The sequence below is a fragment of the Agromyces mediolanus genome (assembly GCF_014648575.1).
GTDB classification, from domain to species: Bacteria; Actinomycetota; Actinomycetes; order Actinomycetales; family Microbacteriaceae; genus Agromyces; species Agromyces mediolanus.
The window spans coordinates 810486-831021 of record NZ_BMRJ01000001.1 but is presented as its reverse complement, the minus strand read 5'-3'; the positions used below and the strand labels follow the sequence as shown (position 1 = coordinate 831021).

The window sequence follows — 20536 nt, the reverse complement described above, 5'->3', positions numbered from 1 at the left end:
GGGCCGGCACCGATTCGGGGATATAGCTCAGGCGGTTAGAGCGCTTCGCTGATAACGAAGAGGTCCGAGGTTCAAGTCCTCGTATCCCCACTCCAAAACTCCACACTCACCGGCGGCGTTCCGCCGGTTCCGGGGCCTTAGCTCAGTTGGTAGAGCGCCTGCTTTGCAAGCAGGATGTCAGGAGTTCGATTCTCCTAGGCTCCACCAGTTCGGTCACCGGGGGGTTCCGCATGACCACACCGCAGGCGCTCAGCGAGGCCGACCGCAGGATCGTCGCATCCTGGGCCGCCGACTGCGCCGAACGAGTCCTGCCGCTGTTCGAGGCGGAGGCCGCCGCCGACGATCGCGCGCGCGACGGGATCGACCGGGCACGGGCCTTCGGGCGCGGTGAGCTCGACACCGCGGAGCAGATCCGCATCCGCTTCGTCGCCGGTCGGGCCGCCGGCTCGGCGAAGAGCCCCGCCGCCGTGGCCGCCGCGCGAGCGGCCGGTCAGGCCGCGGGGGTCGCGCACATGGGCGCGCACGCGCTCGGCGCGGCGGCCTACGCGGCGAAGGCGGCCGCCCTCGCCGCGGGCGATCCGGAATCCGCTCGGCGTGAGGAAGTGCAGTGGCAGCTCCAGCGGCTGACGCCCGAGGCGCGCGACGCGCTGTCGCGCCTCCCGCTGCTCGGCACGGACTCCGCCGGCCCGCTGGGACCGGGACTGCTCACGACGGGCGTGCTCGCCACGACCATCCGCGAGATCCAGGCCGCGCTCGGCGCCTCTCGCCCGACCGGATAGCGGCCCTGGACTTCACCCCGCCGCGTCGAGGCGCCGCGCCAGGCCCGCCCGCGAGCGCAGCCCCGTCTTGCGCAGGATCCGTGAGACGTGGGTCTCCACCGTCCGCGGACTGAGGTGGAGCGTCGCGGCGATGTCGCGGTTGCTGCGCCCTTCGGCGACGAGTTCGGCCACGGTGCGCTCGCGCGGGGTGAGCGCCGCGCCCTCCAGGGCGGCAGCTCGACCGCCCTGCTCGGTGAGCGTACCCGGGGTCGAAGGGCCGGGGGCCGACAGCTGCTGCACCCAACGCTCTGCGAAGCCGGCGTACAACGGCGCAGTGCCGCGACGGAAGCAATCGGCTGCGCGGTTCGCGTCCTCGCGGGCGTCCGCGTTCCGCCCGAGCGCATGGAACAGCTGAGAGCGGAACAGCAGGCCGTGCCCGGTCTGAGAGGCATGCCGCGCACGCAACCCGACCGCGATCGCGGCCTCGGCGTGCTCGAGCGCGGTCGCGGGGTCGCCGGACGCCAGCGCGAGCTCGCCGAGACCGAGGTGCTTCTGACCGCCGAAGAGGTCGTGCGGCCCCACCGCGAGCGGCGCGCGATCGACCTCGAGGCCGAGCCGGATGGCCGCGCGCACGCTGAACAGCTCGACGATGCGGCGCCACCACGCGATCTGCGGGAGGCCCGCGTCCTGGAGCCGGCGGTAGCGGGTGTGGAAGTCCGCCGGCGAGACGCGTCCCGGTGCTGCGACGAGCGCCGCGGTCGCCGCGAGCGGGATCGCGTCCGGCCAGTTGTATCGTCGCCCGGCATCGATCGCGAGCTCGACGAACTCCTCGGCTTCGGTGCAGCGATCGAGCGGAATGCAGATGAAGGCGAGGACCACGTAGAGGTGGGGGAGCGCGTGGAAACGACCGTGCCGCTCCGCGAGTCCGAGCGCGCGCTCGAGGAGCTCGGCTCCCGCTTCGAAGTCGCCGAGGAAGTGCGCGCACCAGCCGAGCGCCGTCGCTGCGTCGATGACGGAGAGCACCTCGTTCCCGGACAGCCGGGCGAAGCCGTGCTTGGCACTCGCATACTCCCGCCGCGCGAGTTCGAGCTCGCCGTCGCGGAGACCGGCGAGTGCGCGCAGCGCGGACATCGCCGCCGCGAGCGGCGGGTTGCTCGCCGGATCGAGCGCTTCGAGGCGGTCGTTCGACCGGATGCTCGGGCTCCCGTCGTGCATCACCTCGAGCGTCGCGAGCTCGACGGCCACCTCGGGCGAGGAAGCCGCGGGGCTCGCATCAAGGGCGAGCTCGAGCGCCTCGTCGGGCCGTCCCTGGATGCGCAGGCACTGGATGAGCAGGGCCAGTGCGGCCCCGCTCGGCTCCTCGGCCCGGTACGCCGCGCGGATCAGGCCCTCGGCCTCAGCCGGTCGCCCGTCGAGGAGGAGTGCGCGGGCCAGCAGGAGGTCGCGTTCGCGCGACGGCACCCGTCGCGTTCGCTCGAGCAGTCCGATGCAGCTCTGCGGTGAGGTCGCCAGCACGATCGCCGCCGCTTCGACGATGACCGCGAGCTCCGCGTTGTCGAGCATCGCACCGAGGTGCTGGAGCTGCGACGCCCGCTCGATCGCGTCGCTTGCGTGCTGCGCCGCGCGTCGGTGCGCTCGATGGCGGCTGGACGAGGACATGCCGCGGTAGGCGGCCGCCTGGACGAGCGGATGCGCGACCCGCATCCGCTCGACGTCGATCAGCCCGCGCGCGGCGAGCCGATCCGCCGCACGAGCCCCGGCCTCCTCCGAGAGGCCGGCGACGAGGTGCAGCGCACCGGGCGGCACGGTCTGGCGCAGCGACATGGCACCCAGGAGCGCACGGGCCTCCTCGTCGAGCGCGAGGAGTTCGCCTCTCAGGGCATCGTCGAGGCTCGCTCCGACCGCCTCGATGGGATCGATCTGCATCGCCCCGCTCCGGTGGTGGCCTTCGGCGAGCAGACGGAGGAAGAGCGGGTTCCCGCCGCCGAGCGCGACGAGTCGGGCGTCGTCGACGCCCTGCGTCGAGAGGAGGGCACTGGCGTCCTCCGGGGCGAGCGGGGCGAGCACGATGCGGTGCATCGAGCTCCCACTCCGACGCGCCGCCGCCGCGAGGGCACCCGGTGCGCGCCCGGTGCGGTGACTGATCAGGAGTCGCAGGCCGGGGGACGCGGGCTCCAGCAGGAGCTGCTCGATCAGCGTGATCGACGCGGCGTCGAGCCAGTGGGCGTCATCGATCACCAGGAGGGCGGGGGAGGCGACGAGGCCGGTCCGGACCGAGCGGAGCAGTGCGCGCGGCGAGCGGTGCGCCTGCAGGAGGGGGCCGAGCTCGGTGTCGAGGAGGGATTCGAGGATGCCGCGGATCCCGTCGAACGGGATGCGCGAGTCGAGTTCGTCGGCCCGGGCGAAGAGGATGCGAGCCCCTCGCCAGGCTGCGAGGAACTCGTTGACGAGGGCGGACTTGCCGATGCCGATCGCGCCTTCGAGGAATACCAAACGGTGGGATGCCCTCGGCGGCTCCGCGCCGAGCGCGGAGCGCAGACGCGCCAACTCTGCTGTTCTGCCAACGATCATCGGGTCCCCTCCGACACGGTTCGCGTCAGATTATCTGGAATCCCGCATCTCCCGGCTCACTCCAGAGGATGACATTCCCGATGTTGCGTGGTTCTACGGATGCGCCCCGATCGGGGGCCGCCGTAGCGTGTGCCTGATTGTGTCCGCCCGAACCTTGAGGAACACGAAATGACCACGACCCGTCGACCACGATGGTCGCGATTGCTCGCCGCACTCACCGGTACGGTGCTCGCGGTGGGCGCGAGCGGCCTCGCCGTCGCGCTGCCCGCCCACGCCGCTCCGCAGGACGGCGTCTACACCGGCGAGACGAGCAGCGGCTTCGACTTCTCGATCACGGTGGAAGGCGGGGCGGTGACCGACGTCGTCACCACGGCCTGGGTCGTCTGCTCTGGCATCCAGACGCCGCTCCCGTACAACGACATCCCGGTCACGCCCATCGCCGCCGACGGCTCGTTCGCCGCGCACTGGACCTACCAGGTCGACGCGGACTACACGGCCGAGTACTGGCTGGGCGGGGTCATCGCCGACGACGGGACGGCCACGAGCGCCGGATCGAACGCCGCCGACATGGTCGGCGTCGGCCTCCTCTGCTCAGGCCAGCAGTTCACCTGGGATGCGGCCATCGCGGCGGCCGCGCCGGAGATGGACGTCGCCCCGAACCCCGCGACCCTCTCGCAGGCGCAGGACCCGGCGGGCGCGCTGAACATCACGGGCTCCGGCTTCGTGCCGGGCTCCACCGTCGCGCTGACGGTCAATGGCGAGCAGGCCGCCGAACGCACGGCCGACGACCAGGGCGACGTCGCCGTGCAGCTCGCGTGGCTGAACGCCACGGTCGGGCAGCACACGCTGCGTCTCGTCAGCGGCTCGCGCTCGGCCGAGACCACGCTCACGATCGTCGAGGACCCGAGCTACTCGCCGACCGCTGCCGTCGACCCGGCCACGGTGACCGTCTCCGGGCTCGCGGGCGCGGGCGTCGCCGTGAGCGGAACGGACTTCCCGCCGTCGACGGCGGTGGAGCTGGCCTTCGACGGCGCGCCGGTCACGACGGTGACGAGCGGCGCGGACGGGTCCGTGGCGACGACGCTCGTGCGGGCCGGCGTGGCGCCGGGTGCGCACACGGTGAAGCTCACCGCCGGGCAGTGGTCGGCCGAGGCGGCGCTGACCGTCGAGGCGGATCCGGTGCAGTACGACCCGGAGGCGAGCGCCTCGCCGGCGTCGCTGACGGTCGAGCAGCTCGGCACCGAGGGTGTGACCATCGAGGGCGTCGGCTTCCCGCCGAACGAGCCGGTCGCGATCGCGGTCGACGATGAGACCGTCGCGACGGTCGCGGCCGACGCGAACGGGGGGCTCACGCACGTGTTCGTCCGGGCCGACGTCGCGACGGGGCCGCACACGGTCGTGCTGAGCAGCGGGCAGTGGAGCGCCGAGACCGGCTTCGAGGTGACCGAGGACCCGATCGTCTACGAGCCCGAGACGTCCGTGTCGCCGGGGTCGGTCACGCAGAGCGGACTCGCCGGCACCGGGGTCGGGGTCACGGGAGCCGGGTTCCCCGAGAACGCCGACGTGGAGCTGCGCTTCGACGGCGAGCTCGTCACCACCGTGCGGTCGGATGCGAACGGCGCGGTCTCGACCCAGCTCGTCCGGGCCGGCGCGCCGGTCGGCACGTCGACCGTGCTGCTCCGCAGCGGGCAGTGGGAGGCCTCGGCGCAGCTCGTCGTCACCGAGGACCCGGCGGTCCCGGCCGAGGTCGTGCTGACGCCGAACGAGCTCAGCAGCAGCGACCTCGAGGGGGACGGCGTCACGCTCGACGTCAACGGCCTCCCCGCCGGGGTTCCGGTCCGCGTGCTGTTCGACGGCGACCAGGTCGGTGCCTTCACCAGCTCGCCGACGGGCGGGGGGTCGCTGGAGTTCAGCGTCGCGGACGTCGCTCCGGGCTCATACCTCGTGCAGCTCGTCGAGGGTCCGGGATTCGCTCCGATCCTGCCGGTGCAGCCGTTCGCGCTGGTCGGCCCGCTCGCGGCCGGCGATGTGCTCGGCGAGGCGACGCTCACGGTCACGGCCGACCCGGGCCCGGGCGAGCCGACGCTCGAGCTCGCCCAGACGAGCATCGCGAGCGACGCCCTCGCCGGCGCCGGGGTGGCGCTGACCGCGAGCGGCTTCATCGCGGGCGAGGAGGTCTCGGTGTTCTTCGACGGCGAGGAGATCGGCACGGCGGTGCCCGACGGCGACGGCGAGGTGCGCTACACCCTTCGGGCTGCCGGGGTCGAGCCCGGTGAGTACGAGGTGACCGTGGGCCGCGGCGACCGGGTCGCCAGCGCGACGCTCACCGTGACTGCGGCGTCCGGGCCGGGCACACCGGGTCCGGGCACGCCGGGTCCGGGCACGCCCGCTCCGGGCCAGAGCCCGAACCCGGGCACGGGCGACGGGGGCAGCCTCGCCGACACCGGCGTCGACGGTGCCGCGATCGGGGGCCTGACGCTGCTCGCCATGGCGCTGCTCGCCGCCGGCGGCACGGTGTTCCTGCGCCGCCGTCTGGGCTGAGTCCCGGCATCCGACCGCCCCGGCGTCCGCGTGCAGTGCGGGCGCCGGGGCTTCGGCTCGTGCGGGTACAGTGACCGAATGGACATCCGCATCGCGGCGTATGGCGTCATCATCGACCAGGGGCGAATGCTGCTCTCGCACTGGAACGAGCACGGCCGCTCGGGGTGGACCCTCCCCGGTGGCGGCATCGAGGGGTCGGAGCATCCGCTCGAAGCGGCGGTCCGCGAGATCCGCGAGGAGACCGGCTACGACGCCGAGATCGATCGCCTGCTCGGCATCGACACGATGGTGATCCCGGCGGAGCGGCGGAACACGGGGCAGGCGCCGCTCTACGCGATGCGGGTGGTCTACCGCGCGCACGTCGTCGGCGGCGAGCTGCGCAACGAGGTGGGCGGGTCGAGCGACGAGGCGCGCTGGGTGCGGCTCGAGGAGATCCCGCGTCTGAAGCGGGTGAGCCTGCTGGACATCGGGCTGCGACTCAACGCCGAGGAGCCCGCGGACGGGCGTCAGCGCTGAGCGGTCCGTGCCCCGCAGCACGTCGCCGCCTCGGAGAAAAGGGAACGGCCCCGTCCGAGCGGACGGGGCCGTTGGATCGGCGCCGGGGCGGTGCACCCGGCGGGACGTACGGTGCTCACGGGGTCACCTGGCGGTGACGCTCAGTGCGATGCGGGCGAACTCCTCGTCACGGAGCGCCGTCGCGATGCGCTGCGCCTCGCGGTGGTGCGCCACCGCTCGGTGCGTGCGCCGCTCGTCGTGACGACGGCTCCATTCGAGGAGGGCGAGCCCGAGCCGTGCGGCCACGCGCTCGCGGAGCATGCGCGCACCGGTGCGCACGTCGCTCGCTCGGGATTCGGTGGTCCCGATGGTGGTGATGGTCGTGGGATTCACGATGGTTCCTTCGTTTCAGGATGGTCGGCGCCCGAGGATGCTCGGAGCCGGGTCGACGCGCGCGGGCGCGCCGAGTCTCAGTCGCGACGGGTCCGGGCGGACCGGCGTCGCGCGGCCGCACCGGAGGTTCCGGAGCGGGGAGCCGCAGCGTACGGCGTCCGAGTCACCGACTCGGTGATGGGCGATGCGCCTCGATGGCGCGACGTGCCCGTGGGGCTGGAGCCTTCAAGAGCGACGGGGCCAGTGCAGACTGGCGGCGCTCAGCCCGGGCTCAGCAGGCGGCGACGGAGGCCGCGAACGCTGCGCCGAGGAAGGTGTGGCCGGCGGGCGACTGGAACGTCTGCTTCATCATCGGTCATCACTCCTCTCTGAAACTCGGCGGAAACGAACGGTCACGAACCTATCGGTGTTCGCGCCGCCCGCGCAAGTGCCTGGCCGAAATCGGATCCGAACGATCCGGAAACACCGATGGCCCCGCTGGATCAGCGGGGCCATCGCTCAGTGGTGCGCGTCGGAAGGGACGCGGGGGATCAGGATGCCGCGGGGCTCTCGGGCTCGTCGTCGGCGACCCAGAGCTCGTCGTCGGCGCGGAACGTCTGCCAGACGGCGTACGCGACGCCGGCGGCGACAACCACGCCGGCGCCGATCGCGAGGATCGTGCCGACGCCCGGGCCCTTCTTCTGCTCGACGACCACGGCGCGCGGGTTGACGCGCTCGATCGCGCGGCGCACCCGGGTGTCGTTGGCGATGTCGCCGACCGAGAGCAGCGAGCCGAGGAAGCCGCCCACCGTGCGCTCGGCGGTGTCGCCCGCGCGCTTCGCGACGACGCGCGCGGTGTCGATTCCGGGCCGGACGTACGTCTGGTACCCGTCTCGAACCCGCGGGACGACCTCTTCGCGCGTCAGGTTGCCGAGCTGGCGGCTGGCCTCACGGGCGACGGAATTCGCGTGCTCCAGTACGGCCTGCTGGTTCCCCCACAGTTCTTCCGCACTCCCCCGCAGCCGCTTGAGTTCCTTCCGGCGCTTGCGTGACAGGCTCATGTCGACCTCCATCGTTGTGCAGCGAACTCCTCCATCTTGCCACCGAACCGCCTGGAAACGAGGTGGGAGTCGTCGGGGGTTGCCAGCGGATGCCGCTTCGTGCATGAGAGAATGGCCGACATGGCTGCTCTCCCCACCGCTGTTGCGACGATCACGACGAACCACGGCCCGATCGAGGTCGAGCTCTACGGCAACCACGCGCCGAAGACGGTGCGCAACTTCATCGGTCTCGCGACCGGTGAGCAGGAGTGGACCCACCCGGGCACCGGCCAGAAGCAGAGCGGTGTGCCGCTCTACGACGGCGTCGTGTTCCACCGCATCATCCCCGGCTTCATGATCCAGGGCGGCGACCCGCTCGGCCAGGGCATCGGCGGTCCCGGGTACCAGTTCGACGACGAGATCAACCCCGAGCTCGACTTCACCGAGCCCTACGTGCTCGCCATGGCCAACGCCGGCCCCGACCGCATCACCGGCGGCGGCACCAACGGCTCCCAGTTCTTCATCACCGTCGGGCCGACCACCTGGCTCCAGGGCAAGCACACCATCTTCGGCAAGGTGACCGACGCCGCCAGCCAGGCGGTCGTCGACAAGCTCGCCGCGGTTCCCACCGACGGCCGCGACAAGCCGCTCGAGGACGTGGTGATCGAGTCGATCGCCATCGAGCAGCGCTGACCCGCCCGAGAATCTCGAGCATCGGGTGAGCGAGGGCGCGCCGTCCCGCGAGGACTTCTGCTATCGGCATCCCGATCGGCGGAGCTACGTGTTGTGCCAGCGCTGCGGCCGCACCGTGTGCGGCGAGTGCCAGACCCCGGCGCCCGTCGGGGTGATCTGCCCCGAGTGCATGCGTGAGCAGCGCGCACAGGCGCCGCGCACGAAACCGGCCGCCTTCACCCGCATGCGGAGCGCCGCGGGCCGCGGCGCTCCGGTGGTCACATACTCGATCATCGGCGTGACGCTCGTCGTCTACCTGCTGCAGTTCCTCACCGGCTCGCTGCTCACGAACCTCTTCGCGTTCACGCCGCAGGCCTTCGTGCTGTCGATCGAGCCGTGGCGGGCGCTCACGAGCCTGCTGCTGCACGGGTCGATCCTGCACGTGCTGCTGAACATGTACACGCTGTGGCTGTTCGGCCAGCTGCTCGAGTCGATGCTCGGCCGCTGGCGCTTTCTCGCGCTGTACCTGATCGCGGGGCTCGCCGGCTCGATCGGGGTCGTCGTGTTCGCCGACCCGTTCACCTGGGTGCTCGGCGCATCCGGAGCGATCTTCGGCCTGATGGGCGCGTTCGTCGTGATCCAGCGACGGCTGGGCGGCAACCTCACCCAGCTCTACGTGCTGCTCGCCATCAACCTCGCGATCGGATTCCTGCCCGGCGCGAACATCTCCTGGCAGGCCCACCTCGGCGGCCTGATCGGCGGCGCCCTGGTCGGGCTCATCTACCTCGAGACGCGGGACCGTTCGCGCCGCGGACTCCAGATCGGCCTGCTTGCCGGGCTCGTCGTCGCGCTCTTCGTGCTCGGCTTCCTCGTGGCCCGCTGGAAGATCGGCGCCTTCTGAGTTATCCACACCCTCTCCACAGTCTGGGGAGAATTACAGAGGTGTGATTCAGTGGATGCTGCTCCAGAGGCCCGGATTCCCGGCAATCTCGCCGCGAGCGGGGTTATCCCCAGATTCCACAGGAGTCTGTGGAGAATGGGGAGAACGCTGTGGAGAGCTGTGGAAAGCGGTTCGCTCGGCATGAAGAAAGGGGCGGGTGCCGAAGCACCCGCCCCTTTCTCGTCGTCGGTCCGTCCGGCGTCAGCGCCAGCGGGTGGTCATGAGGAAGCCGATGAAGGCGATGCCGAATCCGATCAGGATGTTCCACGGACCCAGGTCGGCGATGGGCCAGGCCCCGCCGGAGACGTAGAACACGATGATCCAGGCCAGTCCGAGCAGCATGAAGCCGAACATGACGGGCTTGAACCAGACGGGGTTCGGGGCCTCTTCGCCGCTCGGCTGCTCCGCGTTCGCGGGCTTCGGGGATTTCGCACGTGCCATGCCCGAGATTCTAGCCGAGGCGGGGCGCGGAGCCCATCCCGGCGGCGAAGCGCACGGTTCCGGCACAGCCGGGCGGCAGTAGACTCACGGGTATGTCCGCGCCCGCGCCGGTTGAGGGTGGGCGACGCGCCTCGCGTCGCCCGGCGAGGCCGCGCCCACGGGTGAGCGTGGTCGGGGTGTTCGGCGAACTCCTCGTGACCGCGGGCGTGCTCATCCTGCTCTTCCTCGGTTGGCAGCTCTGGTGGAACGACGCGATCATGGCCGGGCAGCAGTCCGCCGCGGCATCCACCCAGTCGTCGAAGTGGATCGAGGAGGAGCGCGCGACGCGGGGCGACGCCCCGCCGCCGGATCCGGCCGACTACGGCGATCCCGTCGTCGACACGAGCGAGTACGGCAACGCCGAGCCGTTCGCGGTGATGTACGTGCCCCGGTTCAACAGCCCCGACACGGTGGACTCGGTGCGGACGATCGCGCAGGGCTACGGCCTCGACGTGCTGAACAGCTTCGACCTCGGCGTCGGGCACTACCCCGAGACGCAGATGCCCGGCGAGGTCGGCAACTTCGCGATCGCCGCGCACCGCAGCGCCTACGGCGGCGGCATGCACGAGATCGAGCAGCTCCAGCTGGGCGACGGCATCTTCATCCAGACGAAGGACGGCTGGTACACCTACCGCTTCCGGGACTTCGAGTACGTCACCCCCGACACGGTCGACGTCCTCGCCCCGGTGCCGCACCGCCCGGACCTGCAGGCGACCGACCGGATCGTCACCCTCACGACCTGCAACCCGCTGTACTCCACCGCCGAGCGCCTGATCGCCTACGGGGTGCTCGAGTCGTGGCAGCCGCTGTCCGCCGGGCCGCCCGCCGAGATCGCGGCAGACGTCGCACGATGGGAGCAGTGACGTGTACGGAGCCCTCTGGCGCATTCTGCCCGGTCCGTGGTGGCTGCGGCTGCTGATCATGCTCGTGCTGGCCGCAGCGGCCGTCTACGCCCTCTTCACCTGGGTGTTCCCCTGGGTCGACCACATCCTGAACCCGATCAACGTCACGGTGGAGTAAATGTTCCGCGTCCTCGTCATCGACAACTACGACAGCTTCGTCTACACCCTCAACGGCTACCTGCAGGAGCTCGGCGCGGAGACCGAGGTCATCCGCAACGACGACATCGCCGTCGCCGACGTGCCGGCGCGCCTCGCGGAGTTCGACGCCGTGCTCGTCTCGCCGGGTCCCGGCAAGCCGGCCGACGCCGGCATCTCCATCCCCGCGGTCGAGGCGGCGCTCGCGAGCGGGCAGCCGCTGCTTGGGGTGTGCCTCGGGCACCAGGCGATCGCGGAGGCATTCGGCGGCGTCGTGACCAACGCCGAAGAGCTGATGCACGGCAAGACCTCGAACGTGCGCCACGACGACGGCGACTTCTACACGGGGGTCCCGCAGCCGTTCACCGCGACCCGGTACCACTCGCTCGCGGTCGTCGACGGCACCCTGCCCCCCGAGCTCGTCGTCACGAGCCGGACCGAGGGCGGCGTCATCATGGGGCTGCGCCACGAGCGGGCGCCCATCTACGGGGTGCAGTTCCACCCGGAGTCGGTGCTCACCGAGGGCGGATACCGCATGCTCGGCAACTGGCTCGCGGCGGCAGGCCTCCCCGAGGCGCGCGAGCGCGCCGCCGGCCTGAACCCGCTCCTCAAGTAGGCGCTCAGCCCGCGCAGGAGCTCAGCCTGCGAGGACTCAGCCGGCGCAGTAGCTCAGCTCGACCTCGGACTTCTGCGGGACCTCGCCGGGCGGCAGCGACTGCTGGGTGACCGGCGAACCGGGCTGCGAGGGGCACTCCGGATCGGGCACGGGCACCGGGACGAGCTGCAGGTTCTGCGACTGCAGGAACGAGCTCGCCGCCGCGAGGGACTGGCCCGTCAGGTCGGTGAGCGTGACCCGGCCGTTCGAGATCTTGAAGTTCACGGTCGACCCGAGCTCGACCGAAGTGCCGGCGGCCGGGTCGCTGCCGAGCACGGTGTTCTCGGCCACGGTGGGGGAGTTCTCGCGCGTCTCGCTGCCGGGGACGAGGCCGGCATCGGTGATGGCCTGCTTCGCCTGGTCGAGCGTCAGGTTCGCGAGATCCGGCACGGCGACGGCCTCGCGCCCGCTGGACACGAAGACGGTGATGGTCGTGCCGCTCGAGACCGTCTCGCCGGCCGGAGGGTCGGTGTCGATTACCTGTCCCGCCGGGATCGACGGGTCGGTCTGATCGACCCTGGTGGCCGGCAGGTTGAGGTCCTGCAGCTGATCGACGGCCTGCTCGTACGTCTGCCCCGTGAGGTCCGGGACCCGCGCGACGTCGGACGGCAGCTCGGTCGTGGGCTGCAGGTTCAGCGCCCAGTACATGACCGCGATGACGATGACCACGACCGCGACGATGCCCGACCAGATCCAGACGGCCGGTGGGCGACGCTGCGTGCGCGTCATCGTCTCGTCCTCGGTGAGCTGCCGCAGGGCGAGCTCGGAGCTGGAGAGCGAGCCGGTGGGCGCGTCGAACAGCAGTGCGGCGCCCTCGGGCTCGCGGTGCACGGGAACGCGGCCGGACGCCGCCGTCTCGACATCCGCCCGGAACTCCGCCGCAGTCTGGTAGCGGTCGTCACGGCTCTTCGCGAGCGCGTGCAGCACGACGGCGTCGAGCGCCGGCGAGACCTTCGGGTTGATGACGCTCGGCTTCACCGGGCGCTCGCTGACGTGCTGGTAGGCCACCGCGACCGGGGTGTCGCCGCGGAACGGCGGCCGCCCGGTCAGCATCTCGAAGAGGACGACGCCCATCGAGTACAGGTCGGTGCGGGCGTCGACGGTCTCGCCCTTGGCCTGCTCCGGCGAGAAGTACGCCGCGGTGCCGAGGATGGCGGTGGTCTGCGCGACCGTCGTCGACGAGTCGGAGACGGCCCGGGCGATGCCGAAGTCCATGACCTTCACCTGGCCGGCGGTGGTGATCATGATGTTGCCGGGCTTGATGTCGCGGTGCACGACGCCGGCGCGGTGCGAGTACTCGAGGGCGGTCAGGACGCCTTCGGCGATCCGCACCGCCGCCTGCGGTTCGAGGGGGCCGTCGCTGATGACGTCCTTCAGCAGCCGGCCCTCGACGTACTCCATCACGATGAACGGCAGCTGCACCTCGTGGCCGGAGGGGTCGACCACGGTCTCCTCGCCCGCGTCGAAGACGCGCACGATGGTCGGGTGCGCCATCCGCGCCGCCGACTGCGCCTCCTGCCGGAAGCGCATCCGGAAGGCCGGATCGGTCGCCAGCTGCGGCTTCAGCAGCTTGATGGCGACCTGCCGACCGAGCCGGGTGTCGGTGCCGACGTGCACATCGGCCATGCCGCCGCGCCCGATGAGCGCGCCCACGCGGTAGCGACCCGCGAGAATGCGTCCTTCATCGTTCACGTCGTGCAGTCCTTTCCATCGGCGCGAGCCCGGGTGCTCGGGGCCCCGCTCGCCGCGCCAGTGCGGGTCAGTCGTTGTTGCCGTTGTTGCCGTTGTTGCCGTTGCCGGGCAGCGGGGAGGAGGTGATCGTCACGGTCGCGGCCGGGGACGAGGGCGAGTTGAGCTGACCGCAGAAGTAGCTGTAGCTCACGTTCACCTCGCCGGTCGCGTTACCGTTCGTGGCGATCGTCACCGATTGCACCTTGTCCGACACCGGCGACGGCTGGGTGGCGGGACCTTCGACGGTGATTGCGTAGCCCGAGAGCGTCTGCCCGGCGGGGCAGTTGGCGGCCGGCCACGACACGTCGAAGGACTGCCCGGGGCTCACCGAGGCGGGGTTCACCGTGGGCGCCGAGCCGGGGGCCGCCGGCGTCTCCGGCTCCCCGTAGTAGGTGAGGGTGATCGTCGTGCCCGGCTGCACCGGACCGCTCGGGTTGACGTCGGAGACGGTGTTCGCGAGGCCGGGCTCAGTGGCCGGGCCGCCCTCGACCGCGTTCACCGGGAGCCCCATGCCCTCGATCTCCGCTCGCGCCGCGTCGACGTTCATGCCGATGAAGTGCGTGCGGTCGATCTGGACGGTCTGGGGTGCCTCGGAGGTCGGCGGCGCGCTGGTGGTCTTCGGCGGCGCGCTCGAGCTCGGCGGCGCGCTCGTCGTCGCCGGACCCGCCTTGCCGCCGTTGAGCAGCAGCGCGACGATCGTGCCGATCAGCACGATCGCGAGGATCGCGATCAGGATGATCAGCGGCCACGTCCACTTGCTGCGCTTCTTCTTGCCCGCTTCGGGGTCGTCGGCCTCCGCCGCACCGTCGGCGCCGAGCGCCGCGCCGGCGGCTGCACCGGCTCCGGCCGCCAGCACGGTGGTCGCCGCGGTCGGCGCCCCCTGCTGCGGCATGAGCATCGTCGCGGCGGTGCCGTCTCCGGCGCCGAGCACCGCCGGCACCGCGGCCGCGGCGGCCTGGACGTCGCCGCGGCGCAGCGCGGTCGCGGCCCGTGCGAGGTGGGCCGCCGACTGCGGCCGGTCGGCCGGGTTCTTCGCGATGCACGCGTAGACGAGGTTGCGAACCGGCTCCGAGACCGTCACCGGCAGCTCCGGCGGCGTCTCGTTGATCTGCGCCATCGCGATGGCGACCTGCGACTCGCCTGTGAACGGGCGGCGGCCGGCGAGGCACTCGTACGCGACGATGCCGAGCGAGTAGATGTCGGTCGTCGGCGACGCCGGGTGCCCGGAGGCCTGCTCGGGCGAGAGGTACTGGACGGTGCCCATCACCTGGCCGGTGGCCGTCAGCGGCACCTGGTCGGCGATGCGGGCGATGCCGAAGTCGGTGATCTTCACGCGCCCGTCGGGCGTGATCAGCAGGTTGCCGGGCTTGATGTCGCGGTGCACGAGGCCCGCCGCGTGCGCGGCCTGGAGCGCGGCGGCGGTCTGCGCGACGATGTCGAGCACCTTGTCGGTCGAGAGCACGTGCTCCCGCTCGAGGATGGTCGACAGCGCTTCGCCGGGCACGAGCTCCATCACGAGGTAGGCGCTGCCGTCCTCTTCGCCGTAGTCGAAGACGTTGGCGATGCCCTCGTGGTTCACGAGCGCCGCGTGCCGGGCCTCGGCGCGGAAGCGCTCGAGGAAGCCCGGGTCGCCGAGGTACTCGTCCTTCAGGATCTTGAGGGCGACCTGTCGGCCGATGACGAGGTCAGTGGCCTGCCACACCTCGCCCATGCCGCCGATCGCAATGCGCGACTGCAGTTCGTAGCGCCCACCGAAGGTGAGCCCTGCGCTCGGTCTCATTTGTTCAGCACCGCCTCTAGTACCTGTTTCGCCACCGGTGCGGCAATTCCGTTGCCGAACCCCTCTTGCCCTTGTCCCCCGCCGTCTTCCACCAGGACCGTGATCGCATACTGGGGGGCGTCGGCCGGGGCAAAACCGGTGAACCAGAGAGTGTACGGGTCACTCTCGCCGTTCTCCGCGGTGCCCGTCTTCCCAGCCACGCTGACGCCGTCTATTCTTGCATTACTCGCGGCGCCGTTCTCGACGCCGTTCACCATCATCTGCACCATGGTGTCGGCCGTCTGCTTGCTGATCGCGCGGCCGAACTCGCTCTTCTGGAACTCCTGCAGCGGAGTGAAGTCGGGAGCGGTGATCTGGTCGACGAGGTTCGGGTTCATCACGATGCCGCCGTTCGCGATCGCGGCCGAGACCATCGCCATCTGCAGCGGCGTGGCCCGAACGTCGCCCTGGCCGAACGCGGTGAGCGCCGTCTGCGGCTCGTCGAGCGCCCGCGGGTACGTGCTCGGCTCCGTGGCGGTCGGGATGTCGAACTCCGAGTCGAAGCCGAACTTCTCCGCCTGCTCGCGGATGGCGTCGTCGCCGAGGGCCATGCCGAGTTCGGCGAACGGGATGTTGCACGAGAGCCGTAGGGCGTCCGCGAGGGTCACCTGGGCACCGCCGCCGCACGTTCCACCGTCGGTGTTGCGGACGACCGAGTTCGTGCCGGGGAGGGTGAGCTCGGCGGGGTTCGGGAAGGTGCTGTCCGGCGTGTACTGCCCGGATTCGAGGGCCGCGGCGGTGACGACGAGCTTGAAGACCGAGCCGGGCGGGTTCATGTCGCCGCCCGTCGCGCGGTTGTAGAGCGGGTCGGAGGGGTCGTCGAGGAGCGCCTGGTAGGTGTCCTGGACCTCGCCGCTGTTGTGCACCGCGAGCGAGTTCGGGTCGTAGGTGGGCTTCGTGACCATCGCGATGATGCGGCCGGTCGAGGGCTCGGTGACGATGACCGCACCGGTGTAGTCGCCGAGGGCGTCCCACGCCGCCTGCTGGGCGACGGGATCGATCGCGACCTCGACGGAGGCGCCCATCGGGTCCTGGCCCGAGATCAGCCGGTTCAGCTGGTCGAAGAACTGCGTGGAGGACTGGCCGCTGAGGTACGAGTTCAGGGAGCGCTCGAGGCCGGTCGCCTCGCCGTTGACCGGGAGGAACCCGGTGATCGGCGCGTACAGCGGGCCGTTCGCGTAGACGCGCTGGAACTTGTAGTCGTCGTCGGAGGGCTGGGAGTACGCGATCGGCTCGCCGCCGACGAGGATCGGGCCGCGCTCGACCGAGTAGCTCTCGTACAGCGTGCGCGAGTTCCGCGGGTCGTTGGCCAGCGCCTCCGCCTGCGCGTACTGCACGATCGTCGAGGCGACGAAGAGCGACAGGAACATCACGAAGACGAGGATCGTGATGCGCTTCAGTTCCCGGTTCATCCGTCGATCACCAGCCTCGGATGGTTGCGGACCGTGTCGGAGAGCCGCAGCAGCAGCGCCACGATGATCCAGTTCGCGACGAGCGAGGATCCGCCGGCCGCGAGGAACGGGGTCGTCAGGCCGGTGAGCGGGATGACGCGCATGACGCCGCCGACGACGATGAACACCTGCAGGGCGACGACGAAGGAGAGCCCGACGCCGAGCAGCTTGCCGAAGTCGTCCTGCCCGGCGAAGCCGATCCGGAAACCGCGGGACACGAACAGCAGGTAGAGCGCGAGGATCGCGAAGATGCCGGCGAGGCCGAGCTCCTCGCCGAGGCTCGCGATGATGTAGTCCGACTGCGGCACGGGCGTGATGTCCGGGCGGCCCTGACCCCAGCCGGTGCCGATCAGCCCGCCGTTCGAGAGCCCGAACAGGCCCTGCACGAGCTGGTAGCTGCCGCCCACCTCGGCCTCGTAGCGGGCCGGGTCGAAGGGGTTCAGCCAGTTCGCGAAGCGGTTGCCCACGTACTCGAGCACCTGGCTGGCGATGAGGGCGCCGGCGAGGAACAGCGAGAGGCCGAGCACGATCCACGACAGGCGACCGGTCGCGACATACAGCATCACGAGGAACAGCCCGAAGTAGAGCAGGGCGGTGCCGAGGTCGCGCTGGAACACGATGACCGCCATCGACAGGGCCCACACGACGAGCAGCGGCCCGAGGTCGCGCGCCCGCGGGAAGCGCATGCCGAGGAAGGTGCGGCCGACCATCGACAGGGAGTCGCGGTTGCGCACGAGGTAGCCGGCGAAGAAGACGGCGAGGGCGATCTTCGCGATCTCGCCGGGCTGGAAGTTCATGACGCCGGCGATGGAGATCCACACCTGCGCGCCGTCGTGGTCGTCGCCGAGCCCCGGCACGAGGGGGAGCAGGAGCAGCACGATCGCGACGAGTCCGGACAGGTAGGTGTACTTGAACAGCACCCGGTGGTTGCGGATCACGAGGATCGTCACGATCGCGCAGACGATCGCGATCGCGCTCCACACGATCTGGCGCACGGCCGCGCTGTCCCAGCCGGTGTCGCCCTCGGCGATGTCGATGCGGTAGATCATCGCGATGCCGATGCCGTTGAGCAGGGTCGCGATCGGCAGCAGGAAGGGGTCGGCGTCGCGCGCGACGAAACGCATCGAGATGTGCAGCGCCAGGACGAGCGCCGAGAGCCCGGCGCCCAGCAGGATCAGCTGCGTGTCGATGGCGCCGAGCGCGCCGAGCTGCACGAGCACGATCGCGCCGGCGTTGATCGCGCAGGCGAAGAGCAGCAGGGCGAGCTCGAGGTTGCGGAGCTTCTGTGGCAGGCGGATGCGGCGGATGCCGGAGGGCGGCGTCGGCTCGCCGGCGGCCCGGGCGGCGCGACGGCCGCCCCTCGACGAGCTCGGGGAACCAGTCGAGCTCGGGTAACCGGCCGAGTTCGGGGAACCAGTCGAGCTCGAGGAACCCGAGGCGATGGGGGCGATGGGGTCAGTCAAGCGACGCCTCCAATCGCTGGACGATGCGGGACGCCTCGGAATAGGAGTCGGCGCTGATCGTCTGCTCCACCCGCTGCTGGTCGTAGGTGCGCAGCTCGGAGACGTCGATCGTCGTCTCGGTGTGCAGCTCGTGCAGCGAGATCGGCCCGAGGTTCTGCTGGATGCCCTGGTAGATCGCCACGCGCCCGTTGTGCTCGCCGACGTAGAAGCGGGTCTGCGTCCACTGGTAGCCGATGACGAAGGCCGCGACGATCGCGCCGACGAGCAGCACGATCCAGGCGCCCCACACGATGCGGCGGCGGCGCCGGCGACGCTCGTCCTCCTCGATCAGCTCGTCGAAGTAGTCGACCGAGTCCGGTTCGAAGTGCGTCTCCTGCACCGGGTGCGGGCGGAACGGGGTGAGCCGGATGCCGCGGGGCCGGGCGGGCTCGGGCGTCTTGAACGCGAGCGGCGCGGCGGCCGAGCCGACCATGACGCCGGGCGTCTCCGGTGCGGGGGGTTCGCCGATGTCGACGACGATGACGGTCACGTTGTCGGGGGCGCCGCCGTCGAGCGAGGCCTTGACGAGTCGTTCGGCGACGGGCTTCGCGCTCTGATCGCTCGCGAGGAAGTCGTGGATCTCCTCGAAGGAGACGACGCCCGACAAGCCGTCGGAGCACAGCATCCAGCGGTCGCCCGGTCGGGTCTCGAGCACCATCGTGTCGATCTCCGGGGAGGCCTCGACATCGCCGAGCACGCGCATCAGCACCGAACGGCGGGGGTGCACCATCGCCTCCTCGGCGGTGATGCGGCCGGCGTCGACGAGCCGCTGCACGAAGGTGTGATCGATCGTGACCTGGTTGAGCTCCCCCGAGCGGAGCAGGTAGATGCGGGAGTCGCCGATGTGCGCGATGACCACGCGGTCGCCCGTCAGCATCATCGCGCTGACGGTCGTGCCCATGCCGGTCAGCTCTGAGTGCTCGGCGACCGTCTCCGCGAGCCGCCGGTTCGCCGCGATCAGGGCGCCCTCGAGCGTCGCGGCCGCCTCGGTGGGGTCGGTGAAGGCGTGGTCGACCTCCGCGATGCGGTGCGTCGCGATCGCGCTCGCCACATCGCCGCCGGCGTGACCGCCCATGCCGTCGGCCACGAAGAAGAGGTGGTTGCCCTCGAAGCCGGAGTCCTGGTTGTTGCTCCGGACCCGGCCGACGTGTGAGACCGCCGCGCTCGCCTTGACGTGCGTCATGGGCTACCGCCGGAGCTCGAACGTCGTCGCGCCGACCTTGACCGGGACTCCGAGCGGGATCGGGGTCGGCACGCTCACCCGGGAGCCGTCGAGGAAGGTGCCGTTCGTGGAATCGAGGTCCTGGATCATCCACCGGTCGTTCCACAGCATGAGCCGGGCGTGGTGGGTCGAGGTGTAGTCGTCGCGGATGATGATCGCCGAATCGGCCGAGCGGCCGATGGTGATCTCGTCGCGGCCGAGCGGGAACTCGGCACCGGCCTTCGGGCCGGAGGTGATCACGAGCGTGCGGGCGTTCTGCGCCGAGGCGATCTCGCCGTTGGCCGGGGCAGGAGCCGGGGCCGGGGCCGGCTTGCGGGTGCCGCCGCCGGGCGTGATCGGCGAGCTCGGGAAGCCGGACGCCGCCGGGGTGCCGGCCTGCGCCGCATCGGGCTGGAGCTTGCGCACCCGCTGGCCGAACAGGTCGCTGCGCAGGGCGTACACGATGGCGAACACGAACACCCACATCAGCAGCAGGAAGCCGATCTGGAGGACGAGGAGGGTGAGTTGACTCATTCGGCCGGCCCCCAGAACCCGTTCATGTCGTGGCGCTCCGTCGCGGGTTCGCGGCGCGGCGCGGCCGCGGCCTGCGCGAGGACGCGGAACACGATGCGGGTGCGCCCGATGGTGATCACCGAGTCCGGCTCCAGGACGGAGTCGGACACCGGGGCGCCGTCGAGCTGGATGCCGTTGGTCGAGCCGAGGTCGCGCACGCGCGCGCGCGAGCCGTCCCACTGCACCTCGGCGTGCCGGCGGGAGGCGCCGGTGTCGCCGAGGGCGATGTCGGCCTCGCTGCCGCGGCCGAGCACCGTGCGGCCCTTGATGATCGGGTAGCGCTTGCCGTCGATGTCGAGCACCGGCGTCCAGGCGACCTGGCCCTTCACGTTCTGCGAGTCGACCTGCACCATGCCGACGCTGAGCTCGGCATCGGGCTGCAGCTCGATGGTGATGCCGCCGGCGAACTGGAAGCGCTGGCTCGCGGCGTGCTTCTGCACGAGGTCGACGAGCTCGTCGGTGAGCGCGGGGCCCAGCCGGGACATCCGGTCGTAGTCCTCCGCCGACATCCGCACCGTGAAGGTGTTCGGCACCAGGACGCGGTCGCGCGAGACGACGGCGGCCTTCGTGTCGATCTCGCGCTTCAGGGCGGAGGTGATCTCCACCGGCTGGAGACCGGAACGGAAGGTCTTCGCGAACGCGCCGTTGACGGCGCGCTCGAGACCCTTCTCGAAGTTGTCCAGTAGGCCCACAGGTCT

The 20536-nt window shown here is 71.1% G+C and carries 20 protein-coding genes and 2 tRNA genes; 10 read left to right on the top strand and 12 right to left on the bottom strand.

Annotated elements, in window-relative coordinates:
* Window positions 1-16: 16 nt before the first annotated feature.
* The 3 genes from IEY71_RS03920 (at window position 17) to IEY71_RS03910 (ending at window position 779) form a co-directional block, all read left to right on the top strand.
* Window positions 17-90: transfer RNA gene (locus IEY71_RS03920), tRNA-Ile, on the top strand.
* Window positions 91-131: 41 nt separating this feature from the next.
* Window positions 132-207 (top strand) — tRNA-Ala (locus IEY71_RS03915).
* A 23-nt stretch (window positions 208-230) separates the two neighbouring features.
* Window positions 231-779 (top strand): putative immunity protein, encoded by a 549-nt coding sequence (locus IEY71_RS03910; protein WP_189083965.1) that lies wholly within the window; start codon window positions 231-233, stop codon window positions 777-779.
* A 12-nt stretch (window positions 780-791) separates the two neighbouring features.
* Here the strand turns inward: IEY71_RS03910 and IEY71_RS03905 are convergent, their stop codons facing one another.
* A complete protein-coding gene (locus IEY71_RS03905; RefSeq protein ID WP_189083964.1) occupies window positions 792-3329 on the bottom strand; it encodes a helix-turn-helix transcriptional regulator in 2538 nt (845 codons plus the stop codon).
* 168 nt (window positions 3330-3497) lie between these two features.
* Between IEY71_RS03905 and IEY71_RS03900 the strand changes: the two genes are divergently transcribed.
* Together IEY71_RS03900 and IEY71_RS03895 are read left to right on the top strand one after the other, a co-directional pair.
* A complete protein-coding gene (locus IEY71_RS03900) occupies window positions 3498-5870 on the top strand; it encodes a hypothetical protein (protein WP_189083963.1) in 2373 nt (790 codons plus the stop codon).
* 78 nt (window positions 5871-5948) lie between these two features.
* Complete coding sequence (locus IEY71_RS03895) at window positions 5949-6386, top strand: NUDIX hydrolase (protein ID WP_189083962.1); 438 nt, start codon at window positions 5949-5951, stop codon at window positions 6384-6386.
* A gap of 123 nt (window positions 6387-6509) precedes the next feature.
* Here the strand turns inward: IEY71_RS03895 and IEY71_RS03890 are convergent, their stop codons facing one another.
* Both IEY71_RS03890 and IEY71_RS03885 read right to left on the bottom strand, forming a co-directional pair.
* Complete coding sequence (locus IEY71_RS03890) at window positions 6510-6758, bottom strand: hypothetical protein (RefSeq protein WP_189083961.1); 249 nt, start codon at window positions 6756-6758, stop codon at window positions 6510-6512.
* Window positions 6759-7288: 530 nt separating this feature from the next.
* On the bottom strand, window positions 7289-7798 hold the full coding sequence (locus IEY71_RS03885) for a DNA helicase (protein ID WP_189083960.1): 510 nt from the start codon (window positions 7796-7798) through the stop codon (window positions 7289-7291).
* 120 nt (window positions 7799-7918) lie between these two features.
* Here IEY71_RS03885 and IEY71_RS03880 point away from each other — a divergent pair, with 120 nt between their 5' ends.
* Window positions 7919-8470 (top strand): peptidylprolyl isomerase, encoded by a 552-nt coding sequence (locus tag IEY71_RS03880; protein ID WP_189083959.1) that lies wholly within the window; start codon window positions 7919-7921, stop codon window positions 8468-8470.
* Between the two features lie 84 nt (window positions 8471-8554).
* On the opposite strand, the gene IEY71_RS18580 is transcribed toward IEY71_RS03880, so the two are convergent.
* Window positions 8555-8731 carry a hypothetical protein gene (locus tag IEY71_RS18580; RefSeq protein ID WP_308426116.1) on the bottom strand — a complete coding sequence of 59 codons (177 nt, stop codon included), beginning with the start codon at window positions 8729-8731 and terminating at the stop codon, window positions 8555-8557.
* Between IEY71_RS18580 and IEY71_RS03875 the strand changes: the two genes are divergently transcribed.
* Window positions 8724-9350 (top strand): rhomboid family intramembrane serine protease, encoded by a 627-nt coding sequence (locus tag IEY71_RS03875; protein ID WP_308426115.1) that lies wholly within the window; start codon window positions 8724-8726, stop codon window positions 9348-9350. The two genes, IEY71_RS18580 and IEY71_RS03875, sit on opposite strands and share 8 nt — an antisense overlap.
* Before the next feature lie 240 nt (window positions 9351-9590).
* On the opposite strand, the gene IEY71_RS03870 is transcribed toward IEY71_RS03875, so the two are convergent.
* Complete coding sequence (locus tag IEY71_RS03870; protein ID WP_189083957.1) at window positions 9591-9830, bottom strand: cell division protein CrgA; 240 nt, start codon at window positions 9828-9830, stop codon at window positions 9591-9593.
* Window positions 9831-10006: 176 nt separating this feature from the next.
* On the opposite strand from IEY71_RS03870, the gene IEY71_RS03865 reads away from it, so the two are divergent.
* From IEY71_RS03865 to IEY71_RS03855, 3 genes are read left to right on the top strand one after another with little or no spacing between them, the layout of a single operon-like run.
* Window positions 10007-10732, top strand: coding sequence for a class E sortase (locus tag IEY71_RS03865; protein WP_229781513.1), 726 nt, complete (start codon window positions 10007-10009; stop codon window positions 10730-10732).
* 1 nt (window position 10733) lies between these two features.
* The gene (locus IEY71_RS03860; protein WP_189083956.1) at window positions 10734-10889 is read left to right on the top strand and encodes a hypothetical protein; all 156 of its coding nucleotides are present in this window, start codon (window positions 10734-10736) and stop codon (window positions 10887-10889) included.
* Window positions 10890-11522 carry an anthranilate synthase component II gene (locus tag IEY71_RS03855; protein ID WP_189083955.1) on the top strand — a complete coding sequence of 211 codons (633 nt, stop codon included), beginning with the start codon at window positions 10890-10892 and terminating at the stop codon, window positions 11520-11522.
* Window positions 11523-11558: 36 nt separating this feature from the next.
* Here IEY71_RS03855 and pknB read toward each other — a convergent pair whose 3' ends face one another.
* From pknB to IEY71_RS03820, 7 genes are all read right to left on the bottom strand, one after another.
* The gene (gene pknB, locus IEY71_RS03850; RefSeq protein WP_189083954.1) at window positions 11559-13253 is read right to left on the bottom strand and encodes a Stk1 family PASTA domain-containing Ser/Thr kinase; all 1695 of its coding nucleotides are present in this window, start codon (window positions 13251-13253) and stop codon (window positions 11559-11561) included.
* A 67-nt stretch (window positions 13254-13320) separates the two neighbouring features.
* Window positions 13321-15072 carry a protein kinase domain-containing protein gene (locus IEY71_RS03845; protein ID WP_189083953.1) on the bottom strand — a complete coding sequence of 584 codons (1752 nt, stop codon included), beginning with the start codon at window positions 15070-15072 and terminating at the stop codon, window positions 13321-13323.
* Complete coding sequence (locus IEY71_RS03840) at window positions 15069-16523, bottom strand: peptidoglycan D,D-transpeptidase FtsI family protein (protein WP_189083952.1); 1455 nt, start codon at window positions 16521-16523, stop codon at window positions 15069-15071. The genes IEY71_RS03845 and IEY71_RS03840 overlap by 4 nt, the downstream gene beginning before the upstream one ends.
* Window positions 16520-17869, bottom strand: coding sequence for an FtsW/RodA/SpoVE family cell cycle protein (locus IEY71_RS03835; protein ID WP_229781629.1), 1350 nt, complete (start codon window positions 17867-17869; stop codon window positions 16520-16522). Before IEY71_RS03835 ends, IEY71_RS03840 begins: the two co-directional genes overlap by 4 nt.
* A 148-nt stretch (window positions 17870-18017) precedes the next feature.
* Complete coding sequence (locus IEY71_RS03830; protein WP_189083951.1) at window positions 18018-19247, bottom strand: Stp1/IreP family PP2C-type Ser/Thr phosphatase; 1230 nt, start codon at window positions 19245-19247, stop codon at window positions 18018-18020.
* 3 nt (window positions 19248-19250) lie between these two features.
* Complete coding sequence (locus IEY71_RS03825) at window positions 19251-19799, bottom strand: FHA domain-containing protein FhaB/FipA (protein ID WP_189083950.1); 549 nt, start codon at window positions 19797-19799, stop codon at window positions 19251-19253.
* Window positions 19796-20530: an FHA domain-containing protein gene (locus tag IEY71_RS03820; RefSeq protein WP_189083949.1), complete on the bottom strand. Its 735-nt coding sequence runs from the start codon at window positions 20528-20530 to the stop codon at window positions 19796-19798. The genes IEY71_RS03825 and IEY71_RS03820 overlap by 4 nt, the downstream gene beginning before the upstream one ends.
* Between the last annotated feature and the right edge of the window lie 6 nt (window positions 20531-20536).